We start from the raw sequence: 24,025 nt of genomic DNA, 5'->3' as shown, positions 1-24,025 counted from the left end.
CCAGCATCCAGTTTGAGTATTCACGATTAAATCCTATGAATATGCTATGATGCGCTTATAGTGCTGATCAGGAAGAATATCTTGCAAAATCGAAAGCTTAAAATTGGAATTGTCGTAGGTGAGGTATCAGGGGATACTTTAGGCGCAAAACTTATTCGTAGTTTTCGTGAACAGGGTATTGATGCTGAATTTGAAGGGATTGGTGGTCCTCAAATGATTGCAGAAGGATTTAACAGTTTTTATTCAATGGATATTTTATCTGTGATGGGGATTGTTGAAGTACTTAAGGATTTAAAAAAATTATTTGCTGTACGTGATGGTCTGGTCGAGAAATGGTCTGCCAATCCCGTAGATGTTTTTGTCGGTATTGATGCACCAGACTTTAACTTACGCCTTTCAAAAAGCATAAAACAGAAAAATTTGCCGATTAAAACGGTGCAATATGTCAGTCCATCTGTATGGGCTTGGCGACAAGGACGGGTACATGGCATCAAGGCCAGTATAGATTTGGTGCTTTGTCTATTTCCTTTTGAAAAAGGCTTTTATCAACGATATGACGTACCCGCAGCCTTTGTTGGACATCCATTGGCAGGTCAATTGCCATTACAAAATCCAATTTTGGATGCAAAGCAAGAGCTTGGTTTAGATATCAGTCAAAAGCATATTGCCTTGTTACCAGGAAGTCGGCGTGGTGAGATTGAACGACTTGGGCCGTTGGTTTTGGATGCAGCAAAAATTCTTTATCAAAAATATCCAGATTATCAGTTTTTAATTCCTGCAATTAATGAGTTACGCAAACAGCAAATTCAGGAATTATTAAAGCATTATCCAAGTGACTTAGTCGCAAAAATTCATTTACTGGAAAATACCGATAAAGAATCAAAAATTGGTCGTCAGGTCATGAATGCTGCCAATATTGTGGCTTTGGCATCGGGGACAGCGACACTTGAAGCATTATTGTTACATCGTCCAATGGTGACTTTTTATAAGTTGAATTGGTTAACCTATGTAATTGCTAAATTTTTAGTGAAAATTCCGTATTATTCATTGCCGAATATTATTGCGGGCAAAAAAGTGATTCAAGAGCTTATTCAACAAGATGCCACATCAGAAAATTTGGCCAATCAAATTGAAAAATTAATGAATATTGAAACTGCACAAATTCAGGTAATGCAATTAATCACCATGCACAAACAACTTTTGGCTGGAAATAGTGAAGATCCGGCTCAGGCGATTTTAGCAATTTTAACAGCTTGATTTTTAATGCTAACAACTGATTAAGCAAATATCCGTTTGCTTATCGAGCTGCTGAAAATTTTTATTAATCGCCCTATTGTCAAAGCATCTAATTATTCAAGCCAGTGATTTTCATCAAGTTAGTGGGGGATCGCCTACGCAAAGGTATTTAAACTTTGAATGAAAGGTGTGGCATTGCAGTTTTTTTAATCAAACAATTTTTTTATTTCATCTAATTGATTTAATTAAAAATATTAATTAGGAGAAATTATATTCTTTTGTCTAAGTTTTTTGACAGATTGGATATAGAAAACCTTTAACCAATAAAAACTCCTCTAAATCTAGGATAAAGAGGAGTATGTATAAATCAATTTCTGGGTTTGGGTGTGAAAAATTATTCCGCCCGAACTTTAAGTTCATAACCTGTATATTTACGAATATTGATGACACCGGTATCCATAATCAAGTATTGGCCTTTAATTCCTTGTAGCTTGCCCCGAATGATTGGGGTTTTATCTAAATTGTGTGATTTAACTTTTTCAGGATAAATGTCGACAGGGTAGATGAATTCACGGGGTAATTCATTTTCTAACAATTCGACCGTTTCATTAAACTCAAGATTTTGCGCAAACTCATTGCGAATACTTTGAATCTTTGGGGAAAACTCTTGAATCAATTCATTACGAATTTCAATTAGATCAATCGGTTCAGCTTCACCTTTAAGCAGTTTACGCCAATCTGTTTTGTCCGCAACCTGCGTTCCAAACATGACTTCAAGCTGACCAGAAAGACGCCGCGAACCGACTTTTAAAATAGGTAATGCTTGGGTCGCACCTTGATCTAACCAGCGTGTTGGCATTTGACCTAAACGAGTTATTCCGACTTTTAAAGCGCTTGAATTTGCTAGATATACAATATGCGGTTGAAAGCAAACTTCATGAGCAAAATCATCTTCACGGCAAGTACCTAAATGATAATGACAAGTTTCAGGCTTCATGATACACATGTCGCAAGATGCCTTGGTTTTCATGCATTTAAAGCAGTGGCCTTGAGAGTAAGACTTTGGTGTTTTAGCTCCACAAGAAACGCAATAAATATTTCCTGTCGCTTCAATCTCGATTTCCTGGCCTAAACTAAATGGTAGCTCGGTTTCTGAGCGATCTAATATAAATTTATATTCAACATTTGCCTTATGTGTTTGTTGATCAGTTACACTAAGGTCTTTAAGACCTGCATGCATTTTATGACAAATGCCTTGTAGTTCCATGTTTAATTACTCGCTTCAAAAAAGGTGCAGTTATGGCTGAGCAAAATGTCATCACTTCAATGCTAGACGATTTATCGCAAGAACAGCCAATTCAAACTGCATTATGTATTGGGCAAAATTTGGCGCAATACCCAACAAATTATTCGATTCAATGGTCCTATTTTAACGTATCTGAGTTTTTAAGTCTGCCTTTTACGCAACGATATGATTTAGGATTTGTACTTTTAGATACAGATGAAATGTCTGGGATCACCGATTTACAGAAATCCCAGTTATTGGTCAAGTTACGTGATTTACTGGCAAAACGAATTGTTGTCGCATGTCAGCTAAAAGATGAACGGTTGCTCAGATCGCTTGGTTTTACCCAACTGATTGATAAAACATTACATCAAAATGATTTTGCACTTTGGCAATTTAATATTTTGACCTATAAACATGTACCAGATTGGTTTAACGCTAAGTTTTGGGCCAATCCAGAAAACTGGAATAAATTTCGTTGGTAGTGGGTTTATTTTGCCTATAAAACTAGCCTTAAGCTATTGCAAAATTTAACAATTCCAATTTTGGTGAATCTGATAAAGCCAAGTATGCTGTACTTGTCTCATAAAACTTAAAAAAGGAAAACTCATGACAGATTTAACCAATATTGTGGAAATTCTGGCAAAGCAAGCACTTGGCGGACAACAACAATCACAAGGCGGGCTAGGTGGTGGATTGGGCGGGGTACTTGGTTCAGTACTCGGTGGCTTGGGGGGACAGCAACAACAATCACAAGGTGGATTGGGTGGCGTACTTGGTTCAGTTTTAGGTGGTTTGACAGGTGGACAACAACAAGCACCACAAGCGGGTGGCTTTAATGCCTCTTCTTTATTGATTGCAGTTGTGCCATTGGTCTTAGGTTGGATTCAACAAAATGGTGGCCTACAAGGTGCTTTAGCTAAATTGCAAGGCGCAGGTTTAGGTGGGCAGGTTCAAAGCTGGGTCGATCCGTCACAAGGTAATGGAGCGGTAAATGTAGAGCAAATCCAGAGTTTATTTGGTGGTCAGCAAGTTGAACAAGTTGCCCAACAAGCCAATGTTCCGACCAATGAAGTGTATGGCGCAATATCTACTGTATTACCGCAAATTATTGATTCACTGACACCACAAGGTGATGCAACAGATCACACTGAAGCCAATGGTGATATTCAAAATGTTATGAATTTGGTATCAGGTTTTTTAAAGTAAAATCGAACATAAAAATGTTCAAAGCCAGTCAATAAATGTTGACTGGCTGATTTAAATTAAGGTTGTGGGTCATCACCAATTGCTTCGCTACTTTTTACGTCACCATTCTGTTTCTTTTTAACGTATTTAATTTGTCCATACCCTTCAGCATACCATTCATCCAATGTTTCATCTCCAATTTGAGAAATGAAATGACAGGCATTATCAAACTTTAATGTATTGTTATCATTGTCAATTAAAGTCAGATCTTCAAATCCTACAAATACTAAGTCAATCGTCTTATTGTTTACAGACTTATCATTGTTATCCATTTGCGATTCAATAACCGCGTTATAAGTCATCTGGAATTTTTGCTGTGGTTTAAGATTAGATGGGAATGTTGGGAGCGGGGCTTGGTAAGTGGTTTTTACCAGCACATCATTTGGATTTGATCCGAGTGCGGCAATACCATAATCCAAGTTTGCAAGCATGGTACGCCCAGTTAAATCGTAGATATAATCTGTACGCACACCTGCACCTTGTCTAACGATTGCTATCACATTTTGATTGTTGAAGGTTGTGGGAACAATTTGTATTTCTGTTTCTTCATTGTTGTTCAGGGTAAACTGTTTGTTGGGTTCTAATTTAAAACAATCATCTGAATTAGCTACTTTATGTGCTTTTTTAATCGCTGGTGCTTCTGCTTGATGTTCAGAACTGTCATGCGGTTTATTTTTAGAGCAAGCAACACTAAAAATAGAAAGTAAGCCAATTGCAACAACAGTTTTCTTCATTTTTACCCTAGACGATAAAGTTTAAATTTCACGAGGCTATTTTTCACTATGAGCCAATAAAAAACAACCATATTCTTACGAAATATGGTTGGAGTAAACTTTATATTTATGAGTCGCTTATTATTCTGCTAAGACGGTTTTATCTTCCTCTTCATCATCTTCAGCAGAATCCATACCTAATTCTTTGAGTTTGCGGGTTAAAGTATTACGCCCCCAGCCTAAAAGTTCAGCAGCATGACGTTTACGGCCACGGGTTTGTTGAAGCGCTGCTATGATCAAAGTGCGTTCAAACATTGGTGTGGCAATGTCTAAAATTTTCATTTCACCATTTTTAAGCTTTTGAATTGCCCATTGTGCCAGTAACTCATCCCAATGATGTAACGCAATGCGGTCAATACCAGCTTGCGCTTGTCCCTGATCATCAGATTTATTGATTGGAATTTGTTTTAATTCAGACGGCAAGTCTTCAGGATAAACTTCACGGCCTGTGATCATTACAGTTAACCAGCGGCAGGTATTCTCTAGCTGACGTACATTGCCGGGCCAAGGCAGTTTTTGAATATATTCTTGCGTTTCTGGGCGTAAAATTTTCGGACTAACCCCGAGTTCTTTACCCGCACGTGCCAAGAAGTGTTGCGCCAACATCGGAATGTCTTCAGAACGATGAGCAAGTTTAGGAATATGAATACGAATGACATTTAGTCGATGATATAAGTCTTCACGGAAACGCCCATCATTGACTAATTTTTCTAAATCTTGATGTGTTGCTGCCACGATACGAACATCAACACGAACTGGAATATGCCCACCCACACGGTAGAACTCACCATCAGCCAAAACACGGAGTAGACGTGTTTGGGTTTCAAAAGGCATATCACCGATTTCATCTAAGAATAAGGTACCGCCATTGGCTTGTTCAAAACGACCTTGGCGTTGAGTATTGGCACCGGTAAATGCACCTTTTTCATGGCCAAATAATTCAGTTTCAATTAAATCTTTTGGAATAGCAGCCATGTTTAAAGCAATAAATGGTTTGCTGCTTCTTGGTGAGTGTCGATGTAAAGCATGTGCAACTAACTCTTTACCTGTTCCAGATTCACCGTTGATCAATACGGTAATGTGCGATTGAGATAAACGTCCAATGGCACGAAAAACTTCCTGCATTGCAGGGGATTCACCAATAATTTCCGTAGATTGAATGGGGGTGACTTTGGCCGATTCTTGTTGTTGCAGTTTGTTGATGTGCAAAATGGCACGATTCACCAGTGCAAGTGCTTCGTCAATATCAAATGGTTTTGGAAGATATTCAAAAGCACCCGTTTGATAGCTCGATACCGCAGATTCTAAATCTGAGTGTGCTGTCATAATGATCACAGGCAGATCAGGATAACTTCCTTTGACTTTTCCTAGGAAGGTTAAACCATCAATGCCGGGCATACGAATATCAGTGAGAATGACGTCTGGGGCATTGCTTGGAAGTTGATCCAAAGCCGATTGTGCCTCTTCAAAACTGGTAACATCGAAGCCTTCCTCTTTAAAGGTTTTTTCTAAGACCCAACGCATAGCACGGTCGTCATCGATCACCCAAATTTTATTATGCGACATTGTTAGACTCCCAAGGTAGATATAAGCTAAATACTGTTTTTCCAGGAATGGATTGGCATTCAATCATTCCATTGTGTTGATGCATGATATTTTGAGCGATGCTTAAGCCAAGACCTGTTCCTTTGGCACGGCCAGTCACAAGCGGATAAAACACGGATTCTAAAATTTCTTCAGGGACACCAGGACCATTGTCTTCAATATCAATACGAATGGCTGATTTATTTAGTACACCATTAATCGTAACCAAACGTTGAATGCGTGTACGCAACATCAGTTCAGGTTGATGATCAATAAAAAACTCACGATTCTCAGTCATCGCCTGTACCGCATTGACACTAATATTAAGCATCACTTGAATTAGTTGATCGCGATCTGCTTTGACATCAGGCAATGAAAGGTCATAGTCTCGTGTGATTTTAATTTTTTTCTTGGTCTGATTTACAATTAAAGAGCGAACACGTTCAAGCGGTTCATGTACGTTGACCAGCTCGTAGCTGGGAAGTTGACGCGAACCCAGCATAGTATCAGCAAGGTTTCTTAAACGATCGACTTCACTGATAATAATATCGGTGAATTCTGCGTATTGTGGATCATTTAAACTACGAGCAAGCAGTTGAGTCGCACCACGAATTCCGCCCAAAGGATTTTTGATCTCATGTGCAACACCTCGAATAAGTTGACGTGCAACTTGATGTTGTTGAATTAAGTTTTCTTCTTTAGAGATTTTAAGCATCCGATCAATTGGATTTAACTCAATTAATAGTAATGGGTGATAAGGTCTTCCTGTATTTAACTGCGACACTGAATAATCAACATGCATGTCTTTAAAGTTAACATTGATAATTGCTTCACGGCGTGTATAGGCTTGACCTGTTTTTATTGAGTTGTTTAATGCTTCCAATGTATTAAAGCTGTCATTTGGTGCGTGTAAAATATTAATCACTGGCTGACCTGCCGCACGAAGCAAGCTAATATCAAACAATGCTTCGCATGATGAATTAAGATAAAAAATATTTAAATTACAATCGACCAAAAGAATTGCAGTGGTTAAATTATCCACAAGCAATCTATAATCAATTGTTGGGTATTGATCCATTAGCAGAGCTTTCCTGTCTTTAAATAGCGCAATGGCATCTGCACCTCGTTTTCTATTTTCCCGAACAAGGGGATTGAATCGGTATAAATCGTGCTGATATAAAGCAAGATGTACGCCAACTTTTATATGTTGCGCAGTTTTCTTACATGAATGATAAAAATTGCGCATTTACTGCGCTTTATTCAAGTGTAAAAACTAGCATTCATATTACGCTATCATCATATTGTTCCAAAATAGTGCATTGTAGTAATTTAATTATTTGATTGGATGTATTTTGGTGCATTATACAAAGAGTGCAGTTTCCACCTGTTTTTATCTCTTGAAAAGTCATACAATACGCGGATTATAGTGGAGCGCAGATTCATGAAGTCCCCCAAAGTCGGTTTTGTATCTTTAGGTTGTCCTAAGGCATTGGTAGATTCTGAACGTATTTTAACGCAGTTAAAGACTGAAGGTTATGATGTTGCATCAGATTATGAAGGTGCTGATTTAGTTGTTGTGAACACCTGTGGTTTTATTGAATCTGCAGTACAAGAGTCTTTAGACGCAATTGGTGAAGCCATGAGCGCCAATGGCCGTGTGATTGTCACAGGCTGTTTGGGTAAAGATGAAGATAAAATTCGCCAGATGCATCCAAATGTCTTAAAAGTGACAGGTGCGGCGGCGTATCAAGATGTGATGGAAGCTGTCCATCAATATGTTCCAGAACCACCTAAACACAATCCTTTTGTAGATCTTGTGCCTGAACAAGGTATTCGTTTAACACCTAAGCATTATGCTTATTTAAAAATATCAGAAGGCTGTAACCATCGTTGCACATTCTGCATTATTCCAAGCATGCGTGGTGATCTTGTGTCACGTCCTGTTGGCTCTGTATTAAATGAAGCACAGGCGTTAAAGAAAGCGGGTGTAAAAGAGGTCTTGGTGATTTCTCAAGACACTTCTGCTTATGGTGTAGATACCAAATATAAGCTTGATTTTTGGAATGGTCAGCCTGTTAAAACCAAATTCTATGACATGTGCGAAGCGCTCGGTCAGTTAGGAATTTGGGTGCGATTACATTATGTTTATCCCTATCCGCATGTGGATGCAGTTATCGATTTGATGGCACAAGGTAAAATTCTTCCGTATTTAGACATTCCTTTTCAACACGCCAGTCCGCGCATCTTGAAATTGATGAAGCGACCAGCTCATAGTGAAAATACCTTGGAACGTCTAAAATTATGGCGTGAAAAATGTCCTGAATTGGTTATTCGTTCGACATTTGTCGTTGGTTTCCCTGGTGAAACTGAAGAAGATTTTCAAATGTTATTGGATTGGTTGCAAGAGGCAAAACTTGATCGTGTGGGTTGTTTTACCTACTCACCTGTAGAAGGTGCAACAGCCAACGATTTGCCTGATCATGTTCCTGAAGAAATTAAGCAACAACGCTATGAACGTTTTATGGAAGTTCAACAAGCGATTTCTGCTGAAAAATTGCAAAGTCGTATTGGTCAAACCATGACGGTTTTAGTCGATGATCTTGAAGAAGAATTCCCAGTCGCAGTTGCACGCTCTTATGCAGATGCACCTGAGATTGATGGTAATGTTTTTGTTGAAGATATTGATAAGTCAGTGATTAAAGCTGGTGATTTACTTGAAGTCGAAATTACAGATGCAGATGAATACGATTTGTTTGCCAAGTTGATTAGCGTTAAATCAGCTTAAAAGTTGCCGATTTCGATTTGATTAAATGCGAATAAAATTGTAGATATAAGTATTGGAGTTTCGTGATGTTAGATTCTAAAAAGCCACGCTATGAGCGAATTTTGCTGAAACTTTCGGGTGAAGCGCTTGCGGGTAATAAAGACATGGGGATTGATGCTCAAGTCTTAGATCAGATGTCTTTATCTATTGCTCACTTGGTTGGTTTGGGTGTGCAAGTGGGTATCGTGGTGGGTGGTGGTAACTTATACCGTGGTAGTCAATTACAAAAAGATGGTTTGGTTGGCCGTGTAACGGGTGATCAAATGGGTATGCTTGCTACAGTAATGAATGGTTTGGCATTACGTGATGCTTTGGTTCGCCGTAACATTAAAACCCGTTTAATGTCAGCACTTCCAATTGGTGCAGTAGTTGAAGCATATTCAAGTCGTGATGCAATTCGTCATTTAACCCAAGGTGAGGTGTGCGTATTTGTTGCTGGAACAGGAAATCCATTCTTTACAACGGATACAGCGGCTTGTTTACGTGGCATTGAAATTGAAGCAAACCTTATTTTAAAAGCCACTAAAGTTGATGGTGTCTATAATAAAGACCCAAGTAAATATGATGACGCTGTTAAATATGATCATTTAAGTTTCGATGAAGTTTTAGATGAGAAACTTGGTGTAATGGATTTAACTGCAATTTGCTTATGCCGTGATCACAATGTGCCACTTCAAGTATTTGATATGAACAAGTCTGGTGCTTTGCTTTCTGTAGTAATGGGCGAAAAAGAGGGCACTCACGTTACAAACTAATGTACGTGAGTAGTAAAGCTCTTTATACTACTGCAATTTTAGATTAGGGTGTATTGACACTTCGTCTGTTTATGAAATGTCACTAGACCTCATACACATTTAGATAAATAAGTAAGGAAGATCATATGATTAACGATCTTAAAAAAGACGCAGAAGACCGTATGAACAAGTCATTGGAGTCTTTGGAACATGGTTTTGCAAAGGTTCGTACAGGTCGTGCGCATCCATCTATTTTGAATGGGGTTATGGTTCCTTACTATGGGTCTGACGTGCCGTTAAATCAAGTAGCTAACGTGGGTGTTGAAGATTCGCGTACCTTATTGGTACAACCATTTGAACGTTCAATGGTGTCTGCAATTGATAAAGCTATCCGTGAATCGGATTTGGGTTTAAATCCAGTAACGGCTGACGCGATTCGCGTGCCAATGGCGGCTTTAACAGAAGAAACACGTAAAGATATGCAGAAAGTTGCACGTAATGAAGCAGAAAATGCCAAAGTTGCGATTCGTAATATTCGTCGTGATGTTTTAGGCGATATCAAATCATTGTTAAAAGATAAAGAAATTTCTGAAGATGATGAGCGTCGTGCAGGTGATGATATTCAAAAAATTACGGATAAATTTGTTGCTGAAGTAGACAAACGTCTTGCTGCGAAAGAAGCTGAATTGATGAAGGTCTAAGATTTAAATGACCACATCTGAAGACAATCATCTTCCAAAACATGTTGCCATCATCATGGATGGCAACAATCGTTTTGCAAAAAAGAAACAACTGCAAAAAGGTGACGGACATCGTGAAGGTAAAAATGTCCTTGATCCGATTGTAGAGCATTGCCGTAAAGTGGGTGTTCAGGCGCTTACTGTATTTGCTTTTTCAAGTGAAAACTGGAATCGACCACAGTATGAAGTTGATTTGTTGATGAAGTTGTTAGAAGACACAATTAATGAACAAATTCCACGAATGGAAAAATTTGAAATTTCGTTGAGATTTATTGGTGATCGTAGTCGGCTTTCTCCACAGCTACGTGAATTAATGTTGCATGCTGAACAAAGGACTGCTAAGTTCAGTAACATGACTTTAACGATTGCAATTAGTTATGGTGGTATGTGGGATATCGCAGATACTGCTCGACAACTTGCACAACAGGTTAAAGATCAACAAATTGATGTGAATCAAATCAATACTGAGTTATTTGCACAACAAATAAGTTTGGGGGATTTGCCACCCGTGGATTTATTGATTCGTACAGGCGGTGATTACCGATTGTCTAATTTCTTGCTGTGGCAGGCTGCATATGCTGAGTTATACTTTACTGAGACATTATGGCCAGAATTTACAGTACAAGAGTTGGATCATGCGTTCAATATTTTTTCAGGGCGTGAAAGACGTTTCGGAAAAACCTCTGAACAAATTCAACAAGAACATATAGAGAATTTATAATGTTAGAGCGGATTATAACCGCATTGGTCTTGGTTGCCGTTGTGCTGAGTTGTATGTTTGCAACTAAATCTCAATATCCAATGTTAGTGTTAATGATTATCGCAGCTGGGGCAGCAGGTTATGAGTGGTTTAAACTCATGCCACATGAGTCTGACCATGTGAAGAAAATTAAAGCTGCCGGATTTGGTTTATTGACCGCTTTTTTTTCGGGGTTAGCATTATATTTTAATGATTTGGCGCTTATTCTTTGGAGTGCCTCTATTCTCACTTGGTTGTGTAGTCTGTATTGGGTTAAACATTATCCTGAATACGATGGCTGGTATAATATTACTTTAAATATTGTTGGCTTGGTTTTAATCAGCGCAGCAGTTACTGCTATTTTTGAAGTTTGGAAAAGCTCGCCTTGGTGGTTAATGTATCTGTTCTTGTTGGTTTGGGGCGCAGATAGTGGTGCATATTTTGTTGGGCGAAAATTTGGTAAACGTAAACTTGCACCCGATGTGAGTCCAAACAAATCAATTGAAGGCTTGTTTGGTGGGATTTTCACTGTTGCGATTGTGATCATTGTTGTTCAATCAATTTACCTACATTTAACGCTTCCACAACATATTCTTTTCCTGGTTTTGTCTATTGTGACTGTGTTTAGTTCTGTGTTAGGTGACTTGTTTGAATCTATGATCAAACGTCGTGCAGGAATTAAAGACTCAGGCCGTATCCTTCCAGGGCATGGTGGGGTGCTTGATCGTATCGATTCATTGCTTGCTGCGGCTCCGTTCTTTGCAGCTGGTATGTATGTTTTAAAACTTATTGGTGTAGATTTATAGATGTCACAATCTGTTTGTATTTTAGGTGTTACAGGTTCTATTGGGCGCAGTACTTTAAAAATTTTACAACAGCATTCGGACCAGTATTCTGTTTTTGCGGTAACTGGATTTAGTCGAATAAAAGAACTTAGTGAAATATGCAAACAGTATCGACCGAAATGTGTTGTTGTACCATCAGATAAAGTAGATGAGTTACAACAACTACTAAATACACATAATATTTTTGATATCGAAATACTGACAGACGAGGCAGGGCTTATCACCGTATCGGAACATCCTGATGTGGATGTAGTGATGGCTGCAATTGTTGGTGCGGCAGGTTTATTGCCTACTTTAGCCGCAGTGAAAGCAGGTAAGCGCGTTTTACTTGCAAACAAAGAGGCTTTGGTGATGTCTGGTGACATCATGCTTCAAGCGGCTAAAGAGCATCATGCTTTATTGCTACCAGTGGACTCTGAACATAATGCTATTTTTCAATGCCTTCCTCAAAACTATTTACAGATTCAACCCAATGGTGAGCCTCAATTAGGGGTGAAGCAAGTATTGTTGACTGCTTCAGGCGGTCCATTTTTAAATTTTAGTTTAGAACAATTAAAAACTGTAACACCTGCACAAGCCTGTAAGCATCCAAATTGGTCTATGGGGCAAAAAATTTCGGTAGATTCTGCAACCCTGATGAATAAAGGTTTAGAATTGATCGAAGCATGTCATTTATTTTCAATTAAAGAACAATTTGTTACAGTTGTTGTTCATCCACAAAGTATTATTCATTCAATGGTTCAATATGTGGATGGTTCAACTTTGGCACAAATGGGTAATCCTGATATGTGTACGCCGATTGCGCATGCACTTGCATGGCCTGAGCGGATTCAAACTCATGTCCCGCCTCTGGATTTATTCGTCCATTCACAACTCGACTTTCAAGCGCCAGATATTATTCGTTTTCCATTGCTTAAGCTGGCTCGACATGCGATGCAGGCGGGCGGATTAGCACCCTCTATTCTCAATGCTGCAAATGAAATTGCTGTTAGTGCTTTTTTACAGCAAAAAATTGCATTCTTAGAAATTTCACAAGTGGTTGAACATACATTAAATCAAGTTCAAAATGGGTTAGCAGATTCGATTGAGACGATTTTGCAGACAGATCAACTTGCACGCCAAGTTGCTTCACAACGCATTACACAATTGGGAAGCTGATCATGAATGTTTTATTTATCATTGTTGCTGCCATATTTTTACTTGGTCCACTGATTGCGATTCATGAGTTTGGGCATTATTGGGTTGCGCGTAAGCTTGGTGTAAAAGTACTGGTCTATTCTATTGGTTTTGGTCCAACTTTGTTGAAATGGACATCGAAAAAATCAGGTATCCAATATCAACTTTCGGCATTACCACTGGGTGGCTATGTCAAAATGTTAGATGAGCGTGAGGGTAATGTTAGTGCGGAAGATTTACCGTTAGCATTTAACCGTCAAGCACCATGGAAACGTATAGCGATTGTTGCTGCAGGACCATTGATCAATTTAATTTTTGCAATTTTCTTGTTTTGGATTTTATTTCTTCCTGCGCAAGAGCAATTAAATACTCGTGTTGGTGCTATTTTGCCCAATACCCCTGCTGCAACAGCTCAAATGCAGATTGGTGATAAAATTGTTGCTGTAGATGGAACAGATACCACGACTTGGGAAAAACTTAATTATGCAATCGTTGATCGTGTTGGTGAAACTGGTCATATCGATGTTCAAGTTGAGCGTAATGGTCAGCCTCAAAGTTTTGCTCTACCCATCAAAAATTTCTTAAAAGATCAAAGTCAGTCACCTTTTGATGTACTGGGTTTTACCCCATATCGTCCGCAAATCCCTGCAACTGTTTATAAGTTAAGTAGCGATGGCGCTGCGTTTCGTCAAGGAATGAAAGAGGGTGATCAAATCATTTCAATCAATCAAGTGAAAATGAAAGATTGGTTTGATGTGGTAGATGTGGTACAAAAATCACCTGAAAAGTTACTTAAAGTTGATGTGTTGCGCCAAGGACAGATTGTACATTTACAAGTAATGCCACAAGGTAAACGTGACAATATGGGAAATGTAACAGGTATGTTGGGTGTACAAGCGCAGACTGATAAACTGACAATTCCTACTGAATATAAACAAACAATTCAATATAATCCTGCTGAAGCATTTGTTGTTGCTGTTGAAAAGACCGGGCAACTTTCTGCAATGATTTTGAATTCTATGGTGAAGATGGTTCGTGGTTTAATTGGCTTAGATAATTTATCAGGTCCAATTACAATTGCCAAAGTCGCCGGTCAAAGCGCTGAAATGGGATGGCAGACATTTATTTCGTTTATGGCTTTGATGAGTGTGAGTTTGGGGATCTTGAATTTACTACCTATTCCAATGCTAGATGGTGGTCATTTGGTTTATTACATTATTGAATTAATTCGTGGTAAGCCTGTTTCTGAACAAATACAATTGGTTGGGTTAAAAATTGGTATGGTACTGCTAGGTAGCATGATGCTTCTAGCAATATTTAATGATTTTATGCGTTTATAACGCAATTGTGGATTAACTTACTGGAAAATAATAGGCATGCAGCACTCACATTTATTTATGCCATTAGCGCTCGTTAGTGCGATGGCAGCTGTACAGCAAGTACAAGCGGCAGATGAGTTCATTGCACGTGATATCCGTGTGGATGGCTTGGTTCGTTTAACGCAACAAAATGTTCTTGCACTTTTACCAATAAATAGTGGTGACCGTGTCAATGATCCTGCAATTGCGGATTCAATTCGTGCTTTGTATGCTTCAAATCTTTTTGATGATATACAAGCATCTAACCAAGACGGTATCTTGGTGTTTAAAGTGATTGAACGTCCAGTAATTTCAAAAATTAATTTTAAAGGAAATAAACTGATTCCCAAAGAAGCTTTGGCGGATGGTTTAAAGAAGATGGGCTTGGCTGAAGGCGAAGTGCTTAAAAAGTCTGCATTACAAACCTTAGAAACTGAGTTAGAGCAACAATATGCTCAACAAGGTCGTTATGATGCAGATATTAAAGTTGAACAAGTTGCTCAGCCAAATAACCGCGTCGAATTGAATATTAATTTTAATGAAGGGAAACCTGCAAAAGTTTTTGATATCAATATTATTGGTAATACCGTATTTAAAGAAGACGAAATTAAACAAGCGTTTGCGGTAAAAGAAAGTGGCTGGTTATCGGTAATTTCTCGAAATGATCGTTATGCACGCGAAAAAATGTCAGCAAGTCTAGAGTCATTACGTGCGTTATATCTCAATAAAGGTTATATCAATTTTGATATTAACAGTTCAAATTTGAATCTTAGTGAAGATAAAAAACATATCTTTATTGAAGTTTCAGTGAATGAAGGCGAGCAGTTTAAATTTGGTGAATCTAAATTTTTAGGTGATGCACTTTATAAAACTGAAGATTTGAAAGCGTTGCAAATCTATAAAGATGGGACAACTTATTCTCAAGAAAAAGTGAATGCTGTAAAACAGTTACTTTTACGTAAATATGGTAATGCAGGTTACTATTATGCAGAAGTAAATGTAGTTCCTGAAATTAATAATGAAACGCATGTAGTTGATTTAAATTATTATATTAATCCTGGTCAACAAGTAACTGTACGTCGTATTAACTTTACTGGTAATACCAAAACTGCGGATGAAGTATTACGTCGAGAAATGCGTCAAATGGAAGGTGCTTTAGCGAGTAATGAAAAAATTGACTTGTCTAAAGTTCGTTTAGAACGTACTGGTTTCTTTAGTAAAGTTGATGTTAAGCCTGTTCGCGTACCGAACTTGCCAGATCAAATGGACTTGAATATTGATGTTGAAGAACAGCATTCTGGTACCAGTACATTGGCAGTGGGTTACTCTCAGAATGGTGGTATCACATTCCAAGCAGGTTTAAGCCAAACTAACTTTATGGGAACAGGTAATCGTGTTGCTATCGATTTATCTCGTTCAGAAACTCAAGATTATTATAACTTAAGTGTGACAGATCCATACTTTACCATAGATGGTGTTAGTCGTGGTTATAATATGTACTATCGTAAAACCAAGTTAAATGATGACTATAACGTTAACAACTATGTGACGGATAGTATTGGTGGTGGTATTACTTTTGGTTATCCAATTGACGAGAACCAAAATATTAGTGCGGGTCTAAACATTGACCAAACTAAAGTAACTACCGGTGCTTATGTTTCAACTTATGTACGTGATTATTTGCTAGCAAATGGTGGCAAGCAAACGCATACTTCAACATATTGTACAGTTGATTTAGAACCACTTTATGAGGACCCAAAAGATCCTAGTAAAATAACGGGTTATAAAGACTGTCCTGCTGATAAGTTATCTCCATATGGTGATGCATTTGAAGGTAAATATCTAACTTATAATTTAAATTTAGGTTGGTCATATAATACATTGAATCGTCCAATTTTCCCTACCAATGGTACAGCACATCGTATCAATGCTGAAATTGCATTACCAGGTAGTGATGTTGAATATCAAAAAGTCACATATGATGCGCAAACTTATTTCCCATTAGGTCGTGATTTTGTATTACGTGGCTATGGTAAGTTAGGTTATGGTAATGATTTACCCTTCTATAAAAACTTCTATGCAGGTGGTTTTGGCTCGGTTCGTGGTTATGACAATAGTACATTGGGACCCAAATATCCTGGTGTAACGTATAATGAAAGAAAAACCAAAGATTACGATCCTGAAGAAGTCGGTGGTAATGCTTTAGTACAATTTGGTACAGAGTTGGCTTTACCAGTGCCATTTAAAGGTGATTGGGCACGTCAGATTCGCCCTGTGATTTTTGCTGAAGGTGCGCAAGTTTTTGATACAAATTGTAGTACTGCTACAGGTAAATTATATTGGCAAGGTGGTGACACTGATCAAGGTGTTGATGCTAAAAAGTACTGTAAAGATAACTATGATTTTGACTTTGGTAACATGCGTTATAGCGTGGGTGTAGGCTTTACTTGGATTACCATGATTGGCCCGCTTTCGTTGAGTTATGCATTCCCACTGAATGACAAACCGGGCGATGAAACTAAAAATATTCAATTCGAGATTGGTCGTACTTTCTAAGTGTGATCTTTTTACGAGATTTAACTTAATATAAGGAACAATGATGAAAACAATGAAAATGGCCATTATGGGCTTGGGTTTAGGTTTTGCTGGATTGGTTCAAGCAGCTGGTTTTGGTGTAGTTGATCTAGAAAAAGTTGTAGAAAGTAGCAGCTACTTAAAGCAACAGAATGCAAGTTTAGAACAATCGGTTAAACCGCAAACCACGAAGCTTGAACAAATCACCAAAGATATTGAGGCATTGAAACAAAAAGCACAGGCTCAAGGTGCAAATGTTCAGCAAATTAATGCGCAGTATCAAGCAAAAGTGAATGAATTCCAAACGATTCAGCAAGGTGTTCAGGCTAAAGTACAAAGTACAATTCAAAATACTAATGCGACTTTTGAGGCTCGTGTAAAGCAAGTTGCTGAACAATTGCGCCAAGAAGGTGGATTAGACTTTGTTTTGAATAAAAATTCAGCACTAGCTTATGACGCAAAGAGTGATTTAACTGCTAAAATGATCCAAAAGGTTAATGCAATTAAATAATCAATGAAATCAAATCGTTTTCATCTCGATGAATTAGCTCAGCTTGTACAAGGTGAGCTAATTGGTCAAGCCAATTTTGTTTTAGATGGGCTTGCAAGTTTAGAACATGCGCAATCCAATCATATTTCTTTTGTAAATAACGACAAATATTTGAATGAAGCTCAAAACTCTAAAGCCGGTGCTTTGATTGTCACGGCCGAGTTAAAAGAACAGCTTACAAATTGCCAGAATTTTATTGTTGTTGCCAATCCCTATCTCGCTTTTGCAATTTTAACCCATCAATTTGAAGTTAAAATAAGTAAACGGGGGATCGAAAGTACTGCACAAATCTCTCCTTCAGCAATTATTGCAGATGATGCGTATATTGGTCATTATGTTGTGATTGGTAATGATTGTGTGGTGGGTGCAAATACAATTATCCAATCGCAAAGCAAAATTGACGATGGTGTTGAAATTGGCAAAGACAGTTTCATTGACTCTCATGTGCTGATAACAGGTCAAACAAAAATCGCAGATCGTGTTCGAATTCATTCTAATACCGCTATTGGTGGAGAGGGCTTCGGTTTTGCTCCCTATCAAGGAAAGTGGAATCGTATTGCTCAATTGGGTTCTGTACGTATTGGAAATGATGTCCGTATAGGTTCAAATTGTAGTATTGATCGTGGTGCTTTGGACGATACAATCATTCATGATGGTGTCATTATTGATAACCTTGTGCAAATCGCCCATAACGTGCAGATTGGCGAGAATACTGCCATCGCAGCTAAGTGTGGTATTGCGGGAAGTACCATTATTGGCAAAAACTGTGTTCTTGCGGGTGCTGTTGGTATCGTAGGGCATATAAAAATCACGGATAATGTTACGATTACTGGAATGTCAATAGTCACAAAAAGTATTTCTGAAGCGGGTTCTTATTCTTCAGGTACTGGACAGTTTGAAACAAATCATTGGAAAAGAACGGTTGTTCGCTTAAGACAATTAGCAGATGTGCCATTGACCAAACTGGTGAAACAAATAGATCATATGCAGGCTCAAATTGAGTCCATTGAATCAACTTTAAAGTCGCGTAAATAATTATGACTGAGTCTAAATCTCTACCTTTTACGGTTCCTGAATTACCAATGCAAACCCAAACGATTCGCGAATATTTGCCACATCGTTATCCATTTTTGCTTGTCGATCGTGTAACTGAAGTTACAGAGAATGGGATTGTAGGATACAAAAACGTTTCAATTAATGAAGAATTTATGCAGGGTCATTTCCCAGGCTATCCAATTATGCCGGGTGTTTTGATCGTTGAGGCGATGGCACAAGTTTCTGGTGTGCTCGGTTTTATCATGAATAATGAAAAGCCAAGACCAGGTTCTTTGTTCTTATTCGCTGGTGCTGAAAAAATACGATTTAAAAAACAAGTCGTACCAGGTGACCAACTCGTGCTAAAATCTGAATTACTCATGCAAAAACGTGGCATTTACAAGTATTTATGTACTGCCAGTGTTGACGGCGTGGTAGCAGCAACAGCTGAAATTATCATTTCTCATCAGAAATTAGAGCAGGCATGAGCAGTAACGACTTAATCCACCCAACCGCTATTATTGACTCTTCTGCAGTGATAGCACCAGATGTCCAAATTGGACCATATTGTATTATTGGTCCGCAAGTGACGATTGGTGCTGGTACCAAACTTCACTCACATGTTGTGATTGGAGGTTATACACGTATTGGTGAAAATAACGATATTTTCCAATTCGCAAGTGTAGGTGAAATTTGTCAAGATTTAAAATACCAGGGTGAAGAAACTTGGTTAGAAATTGGCGACAATAACAAAATCCGTGAACATTGCAGCTTACATCGTGGCACTGTTCAAGATCGAGGTCTAACCAAAATAGGGAACAATAACCTATTGATGGTGAATACACACATTGCACATGATTGTTTGATTGGAAATAACAATATTTTTGCAAATAATGTAGGCATCGCTGGTCATGTGCACATTGGCGATTTCGTCATTGTGGGCGGGAACTCAGGTATCCATCAATTCTGTAAGATTGATTCTTATAGTATGATTGGTGGCGCATCATTGATTCTTAAAGATGTTCCCGCTTATGTCATGGTTTCAGGCAATCCTGCGCATGCCTATGGTATGAACGTAGAAGGGATGCGCCGTAAAGGCTGGTCTAAGAATGTGATTCAAGGCTTAAGAGAGTCGTTTAAATTGATCTATAAAGAGAGTTTAACCACTGAGCAAGCCATTGAAAAAATTCGTCAAGAGATCCTTCCAGAAGTTGAAGAAGTCCAGTTATTGATTGATTCAGTATTAGAATCTAAGCGCGGTATCGTGCGTTAATTGTTAATGATTCCAAAAAATGCCTCATAGTTGAGGCATTTTTTTGTTTAAGCTATAAATAAGATTGTTAGCCTTTTTTGAAAAAACCAGCTTCTTCTGATTTAGGGTAAGTGCTTAACAGTTTATTTTTATAGACATTCGCAGTTTGGGTATTCTTGTTGACATCTTTGGCAATACTATAAAGTTGGTATAAGGCACGTGGTGCTTTAGATGAGTTTGGAAATTTAGCTGCCACAATTTCATAGTTTTTCTTGGCGTCATTATAGTTTGGCGGATCGATTGCCAATTGAAACTCAGCTAACCAGAAATAAGCATTTCCAGTATAAATACTGTTTGGATAGTTTTTAATAAAGTTTTGCATAGGAGCAATGGCTTGTTTTGCACCGCCTTTTTTATACGCATCTAAAGCGATAGTATAGGCAGCTTTTTCGAGTGCAACAGGATCGCTGGTATTATTGCCACTATCGGTGGTTGGTGTTGCTGAATTTTGTGCCGTTGTCGGTACTGGGCTATTTATCGTAGCTTTGTTTGTCGAAGTTGTTTGATCAGTTGTGTTTGAACTATCGACAGGCGCATTTTCAGCGGGGGCTTGTTCTGGTTGATTGCTCTCAGGTTCAAGCTTTTGATTGAGAAGTTCAAGACGCTGGTCTAAATCGGTATAGCGGTTGGTGAGTTCTTTGTTTAATTGATCGATGGCATGATCTTGTTCTTCAATCTTGCCACGTAATTCACGAATTTGATTTTCTAATTGTTGATTCTTTTGTATTAAATCCCAATTCATATTTCCAGCAATGGGTGCTGGTGAATTTGCTACATCATTTCGCGATGATGCAGTATCACTTAATCCACGAGATTCTATAGGAATTGCATATAAAGATGCTGAACTGAGTAAAGCAATAGAAAACAGAGCATGCTTTTTTAGCATAATTTAAAATCCATCAAAGTCAAAATTTTTCAAATAGGTTGATATGGGCTATTTGAAAATCAATAATTGTTATCATTAAAAACGGCTAGGGGCGGAATTGCAAGATGCTTTTACAATCTTCAGCTAATTCTAATGCAATATGAAGCTTTTTTGTATTTTAACGCTTGTAATTTATGAAGTAGTGCTGAGAAAAAAATCAGTAAAATATTGACGGATGCTTGATAAGTTTAATGGGCTATTGAAAAGAAAGTTAGAATTACTGTTAAAAATTAACCATATTGATGATGAAATAAGCAAACGAATGAATAACTTGAGAAAATCACAATGTTAGGCTTGAAAGAAAATTAAAAATCTCTATACTCTGTTCTTGCAATGGTAGCCCTGCTGGTGGTTTCGCAATTGTACTCTGAAAACCCCGCCAGGACCGGAAGGTAGCAACGGTATCAGAAATACGATGTGCCGAGATTTTGCTAGTAGGGCTGCCACCAGATTTCTAAATTTACCAATAATAATAACTCAATATATCCATTCAATTTATATGCTACATTTTAAAATCATCTCTGTTATTTAATCCCTGAAAATTTATATTCTCAATCTTTAGACCCTCTTATTTAATTCAACCATCATTTTTTAGTCGTGATTAAAGATCTATCATCCTTATTGAGCTTGTATTGAAAATACGCATATAGTTTTATGGATGAATGAAATGCTAGCTTGTGCAGGGTTAAAAGATATTGCATCTGCTTAGAATTTATAAGAAAAAAAAGTGAGAAGGGAATTCTATCAATAGATTTTCAGCCTAAGATTTTCAACCTACCTTTAAATGAAAAGTTTATTTGGAATTGTATCGACTGACCATCATCAATCATCACTTGGTTTTTTTGAAATTGCTTTCATAATCGCATCCATTTCAAACCCACGATATTGTAAAAAGCGAATTTGTTTGGCTTTAATTTTTGGATCCTTGCTGACCTCCGTACCATATTTCTTAACTTTCAATTGATAGGCTTGTTCATACCAATCAATTTCTGCAATATCCTCTTGTACCAAGGCTTTATCCAGTTGTTTGGCACGTAAAGCCAGTTTGATTCGATTCGGGCCTTTACCTCTACGGACTTGGCTACGTACAGTCATTTCCGCTACGCGTTGGTCACTTTGGTAGTTATTTGCTGACAACTCATCAACCAAAGTTAAAACCTCTTCACGGCTTTGTGCATAGGTCATCAGCTTTTCAATCAGATCAGCTTTGGAATATTCTTTTCGAGTCAACACAGCAAAAGCATAAGAACGCAAACGAGTACCGGTCAAGCCCTGTGGTTTGGGTGCAAGATCCTGTGCTGCATTAAAAGCGTGTTCATCATTTGCAATATTAGATTCAGGTTCTGCAGGTCGAGATGTAGAATGCTGATACTCTGTTGCTTCCTGTTCACCAAATTGCTGTTTGAGTTTTTGGTAATCTAACAATTTGGGAAATTTTGCTCGGCTCATAGCTATTGATAACAATCTATTTATTTCAGAGATAAATGCTAGTTTAGCTTTAATTCATTTTTTTAACAGTGCAAATGCTATACAGATGAATTTTACTCCTCCTAAATATCAAAGAGTCTAAGCAAGTATTAGAGGGGGAAGATAAATAAACAGATATGAGGATTTAAATTTTTATTTAAAACGCTTCATGTCGAAGCTTAATAACGCCTAAACTGGCTTACCGATACTATCCGTTTCTATTCGGTCAATGATTCGAATTGATTTAGGGCGAAGGTAGCGAGGCGTTTGGCCGCTAATCCATAATTGTAATTCTTCAATATTCAGTACCTGATAGAGAATAATGTCTACTGCCAAGCATTGTCCAAGATCAGTATCATCTATAGCATAAGCGCGTGCATAGCTAATTGCGCTATGGGTATATAAAATATTTTCCAAGTCAATCGGGTAAACATTGACTCCACCGCAAATTAACATATCATCAGAGCGACCTTTTAAATAATAATAACCTTCAGCATCTTGTACGGCTAAATCACCGCACTGTAGCCATTGATTCGGTGTAATTGACCAAGCACATTTGCTCCATAAGATACCGATATTGCCATTTTCTAAAGGCTGACCCGTAGAGTCGGCAATTTTAATTTGTACACCTTGAATAGCTTTTCCTATACTTTCTGGATTTCGTTTTAAATCAGTTGTTGTTGCCAAGAGGTTAATACCACTTTCAGAGCTGCCATAGAGATTGAACAGTTGTAGCTGAGGATAGTGTAGTAGCGCGTGTTTGACCAATTTCGCGCTTAAAGGCGCGCTACCTGTAATGATGTATTGTACTGAGCACAGAGGAGCATTCAGTTCAATTAAACGGTATAAAATAGTGGGCACTAAGTTTAAACAATCAATTTGATGGTGTTTAATCAGTTGCTTGGCAGATTGTGGATCAAAACGTTTTTGCAAAATCACAGTTTTATGAAAGCTCAGTGCCATCAAACTGGCAGTTAAACCTGCCGCATGGCAGAGCGGTGTCATCACAAAAATTTGCTTAATTTTAAAAAATTTTAGTTTCCTGAGCATGAGGTCTAACAAAGGTAAACTTTGTAGTGGTTTAGATTGCCTTGTCGCAACTTTAGGAATTCCTGTTGAACCAGAAGAACAGACACTTATTTTATTAAAATAAGTCGGTTTTATACGAAATTTCTGCTGAGTACTTGGTGGAGGAATAAGCGTAAAATTTTGGATATTGAGTTGAGTGAATGTATCTAAACCGCCAATAAGATGCAGTTGTTTCTGGTCATTTAAAGCTTGAAGTTTATGCTGTACGAGGCTGGGGTTAACGATAATGATATCTTTACCTAAACGGCTCAGTGCAAACAAGGCCGCCAAGCTATCTAGGTCTTGTTGCATCATTAAACCAATCTGTTGCGGAAGTTGCTTTTGCTTATGTGTTTTTTGCCATTCACAAATAAGTTGGTCAGTTCTACATTTTAATTCTAAAAAGCTAATTTGACGATCATCAATAATAAATGCTGTTTTATCTTTTTGAATACGTGTCTGTGAATCTAAAATACTATATAAATGAATACCATGTTGAATAGTGCTATAGCATAAACTTATGCACCATCTTAACCAAAAGAACCATTTCAT

22 protein-coding genes and 1 other RNA gene are annotated in these 24,025 nt (G+C 37.9%); 16 read left to right on the top strand and 7 right to left on the bottom strand.

The features are described from left to right. The first annotated feature begins 81 nt into the window (after positions 1–81). Positions 82–1,257 (top strand): lipid-A-disaccharide synthase, encoded by a 1,176-nt coding sequence (gene lpxB, locus AC4CUY_RS11315; protein WP_336950794.1) that lies wholly within the window; start codon positions 82–84, stop codon positions 1,255–1,257. Positions 1,258–1,630: 373 nt separating this feature from the next. Here the strand turns inward: lpxB and AC4CUY_RS11310 are convergent, their stop codons facing one another. Continuing rightward, positions 1,631–2,503 carry a DUF2797 domain-containing protein gene (locus AC4CUY_RS11310; protein WP_336950795.1) on the bottom strand — a complete coding sequence of 291 codons (873 nt, stop codon included), beginning with the start codon at positions 2,501–2,503 and terminating at the stop codon, positions 1,631–1,633. A gap of 32 nt (positions 2,504–2,535) precedes the next feature. Between AC4CUY_RS11310 and AC4CUY_RS11305 the strand changes: the two genes are divergently transcribed. Both AC4CUY_RS11305 and AC4CUY_RS11300 read left to right on the top strand, forming a co-directional pair. After that, positions 2,536–3,006 (top strand): DUF6231 family protein, encoded by a 471-nt coding sequence (locus AC4CUY_RS11305; RefSeq protein WP_336950796.1) that lies wholly within the window; start codon positions 2,536–2,538, stop codon positions 3,004–3,006. A gap of 124 nt (positions 3,007–3,130) precedes the next feature. Beyond that, positions 3,131–3,730, top strand: a complete 600-nt coding sequence (locus AC4CUY_RS11300) for a YidB family protein (protein ID WP_096734314.1) — start codon at positions 3,131–3,133, stop codon at positions 3,728–3,730. Positions 3,731–3,786: 56 nt separating this feature from the next. Here AC4CUY_RS11300 and AC4CUY_RS11295 read toward each other — a convergent pair whose 3' ends face one another. The 3 genes from AC4CUY_RS11295 to glnL form a co-directional block, all read right to left on the bottom strand. Then, positions 3,787–4,503, bottom strand: a complete 717-nt coding sequence (locus AC4CUY_RS11295; RefSeq protein ID WP_336950797.1) for a hypothetical protein — start codon at positions 4,501–4,503, stop codon at positions 3,787–3,789. 120 nt (positions 4,504–4,623) lie between these two features. Next, the gene (gene glnG / locus AC4CUY_RS11290) at positions 4,624–6,108 is read right to left on the bottom strand and encodes a nitrogen regulation protein NR(I) (RefSeq protein ID WP_004822147.1); all 1,485 of its coding nucleotides are present in this window, start codon (positions 6,106–6,108) and stop codon (positions 4,624–4,626) included. Then, positions 6,098–7,204 carry a nitrogen regulation protein NR(II) gene (glnL, locus tag AC4CUY_RS11285; protein ID WP_336951463.1) on the bottom strand — a complete coding sequence of 369 codons (1,107 nt, stop codon included), beginning with the start codon at positions 7,202–7,204 and terminating at the stop codon, positions 6,098–6,100. The genes glnG and glnL overlap by 11 nt, the downstream gene beginning before the upstream one ends. A 363-nt stretch (positions 7,205–7,567) precedes the next feature. Between glnL and rimO the strand changes: the two genes are divergently transcribed. The 12 genes from rimO to lpxA all read left to right on the top strand — a co-directional run bounded on the left by rimO (position 7,568) and on the right by lpxA (position 19,974). Further along, on the top strand, positions 7,568–8,911 hold the full coding sequence (gene rimO / locus AC4CUY_RS11280) for a 30S ribosomal protein S12 methylthiotransferase RimO (RefSeq protein ID WP_336950798.1): 1,344 nt from the start codon (positions 7,568–7,570) through the stop codon (positions 8,909–8,911). A 65-nt stretch (positions 8,912–8,976) separates the two neighbouring features. Then, a complete protein-coding gene (gene pyrH, locus AC4CUY_RS11275; RefSeq protein ID WP_004719725.1) occupies positions 8,977–9,705 on the top strand; it encodes a UMP kinase in 729 nt (242 codons plus the stop codon). 125 nt (positions 9,706–9,830) lie between these two features. Continuing rightward, the gene (frr, locus tag AC4CUY_RS11270) at positions 9,831–10,385 is read left to right on the top strand and encodes a ribosome recycling factor (RefSeq protein ID WP_004719727.1); all 555 of its coding nucleotides are present in this window, start codon (positions 9,831–9,833) and stop codon (positions 10,383–10,385) included. Between the two features lie 7 nt (positions 10,386–10,392). Continuing rightward, positions 10,393–11,145 (top strand): polyprenyl diphosphate synthase, encoded by a 753-nt coding sequence (gene uppS, locus AC4CUY_RS11265; protein WP_336950799.1) that lies wholly within the window; start codon positions 10,393–10,395, stop codon positions 11,143–11,145. Continuing rightward, positions 11,145–11,969: a phosphatidate cytidylyltransferase gene (locus tag AC4CUY_RS11260; protein WP_490774130.1), complete on the top strand. Its 825-nt coding sequence runs from the start codon at positions 11,145–11,147 to the stop codon at positions 11,967–11,969. The genes uppS and AC4CUY_RS11260 overlap by 1 nt, the downstream gene beginning before the upstream one ends. Beyond that, on the top strand, positions 11,970–13,166 hold the full coding sequence (gene ispC / locus AC4CUY_RS11255) for a 1-deoxy-D-xylulose-5-phosphate reductoisomerase (protein ID WP_490774129.1): 1,197 nt from the start codon (positions 11,970–11,972) through the stop codon (positions 13,164–13,166). Positions 13,167–13,168: 2 nt separating this feature from the next. Further along, positions 13,169–14,524 (top strand): RIP metalloprotease RseP, encoded by a 1,356-nt coding sequence (gene rseP, locus AC4CUY_RS11250; RefSeq protein WP_336950802.1) that lies wholly within the window; start codon positions 13,169–13,171, stop codon positions 14,522–14,524. A gap of 36 nt (positions 14,525–14,560) precedes the next feature. Next, entirely contained in the window at positions 14,561–17,098 is a 2,538-nt protein-coding gene (gene bamA / locus AC4CUY_RS11245; RefSeq protein WP_336950803.1) for an outer membrane protein assembly factor BamA, read from the top strand. 43 nt (positions 17,099–17,141) lie between these two features. Beyond that, positions 17,142–17,627 (top strand): OmpH/Skp family outer membrane protein, encoded by a 486-nt coding sequence (locus tag AC4CUY_RS11240; RefSeq protein ID WP_336950804.1) that lies wholly within the window; start codon positions 17,142–17,144, stop codon positions 17,625–17,627. A gap of 3 nt (positions 17,628–17,630) precedes the next feature. Beyond that, complete coding sequence (gene lpxD / locus AC4CUY_RS11235) at positions 17,631–18,701, top strand: UDP-3-O-(3-hydroxymyristoyl)glucosamine N-acyltransferase (protein ID WP_419327327.1); 1,071 nt, start codon at positions 17,631–17,633, stop codon at positions 18,699–18,701. A gap of 2 nt (positions 18,702–18,703) precedes the next feature. After that, the gene (fabZ, locus tag AC4CUY_RS11230; RefSeq protein ID WP_004719745.1) at positions 18,704–19,189 is read left to right on the top strand and encodes a 3-hydroxyacyl-ACP dehydratase FabZ; all 486 of its coding nucleotides are present in this window, start codon (positions 18,704–18,706) and stop codon (positions 19,187–19,189) included. After that, a complete protein-coding gene (gene lpxA, locus AC4CUY_RS11225) occupies positions 19,186–19,974 on the top strand; it encodes an acyl-ACP--UDP-N-acetylglucosamine O-acyltransferase (protein WP_336950806.1) in 789 nt (262 codons plus the stop codon). The genes fabZ and lpxA overlap by 4 nt, the downstream gene beginning before the upstream one ends. A 67-nt stretch (positions 19,975–20,041) precedes the next feature. On the opposite strand, the gene AC4CUY_RS11220 is transcribed toward lpxA, so the two are convergent. After that, complete coding sequence (locus AC4CUY_RS11220) at positions 20,042–20,899, bottom strand: YbgF trimerization domain-containing protein (protein ID WP_419327326.1); 858 nt, start codon at positions 20,897–20,899, stop codon at positions 20,042–20,044. A gap of 382 nt (positions 20,900–21,281) precedes the next feature. Between AC4CUY_RS11220 and ffs the strand changes: the two genes are divergently transcribed. Further along, positions 21,282–21,378: signal recognition particle sRNA small type (gene ffs, locus AC4CUY_RS11215), an RNA gene on the top strand. A 382-nt stretch (positions 21,379–21,760) separates the two neighbouring features. Here ffs and AC4CUY_RS11210 read toward each other — a convergent pair. Next, a complete protein-coding gene (locus AC4CUY_RS11210) occupies positions 21,761–22,387 on the bottom strand; it encodes a regulatory protein RecX (protein ID WP_336950808.1) in 627 nt (208 codons plus the stop codon). 207 nt (positions 22,388–22,594) lie between these two features. Then, the gene (locus tag AC4CUY_RS11205) at positions 22,595–24,025 is read right to left on the bottom strand and encodes a class I adenylate-forming enzyme family protein (RefSeq protein ID WP_483770950.1); all 1,431 of its coding nucleotides are present in this window, start codon (positions 24,023–24,025) and stop codon (positions 22,595–22,597) included.

The organism is Acinetobacter sp. 778_lipA (genome assembly GCF_058242985.1).
The sequence above is the reverse complement of the archived record's forward strand: the minus strand, read 5'-3'. Positions and strand labels throughout refer to the sequence as shown.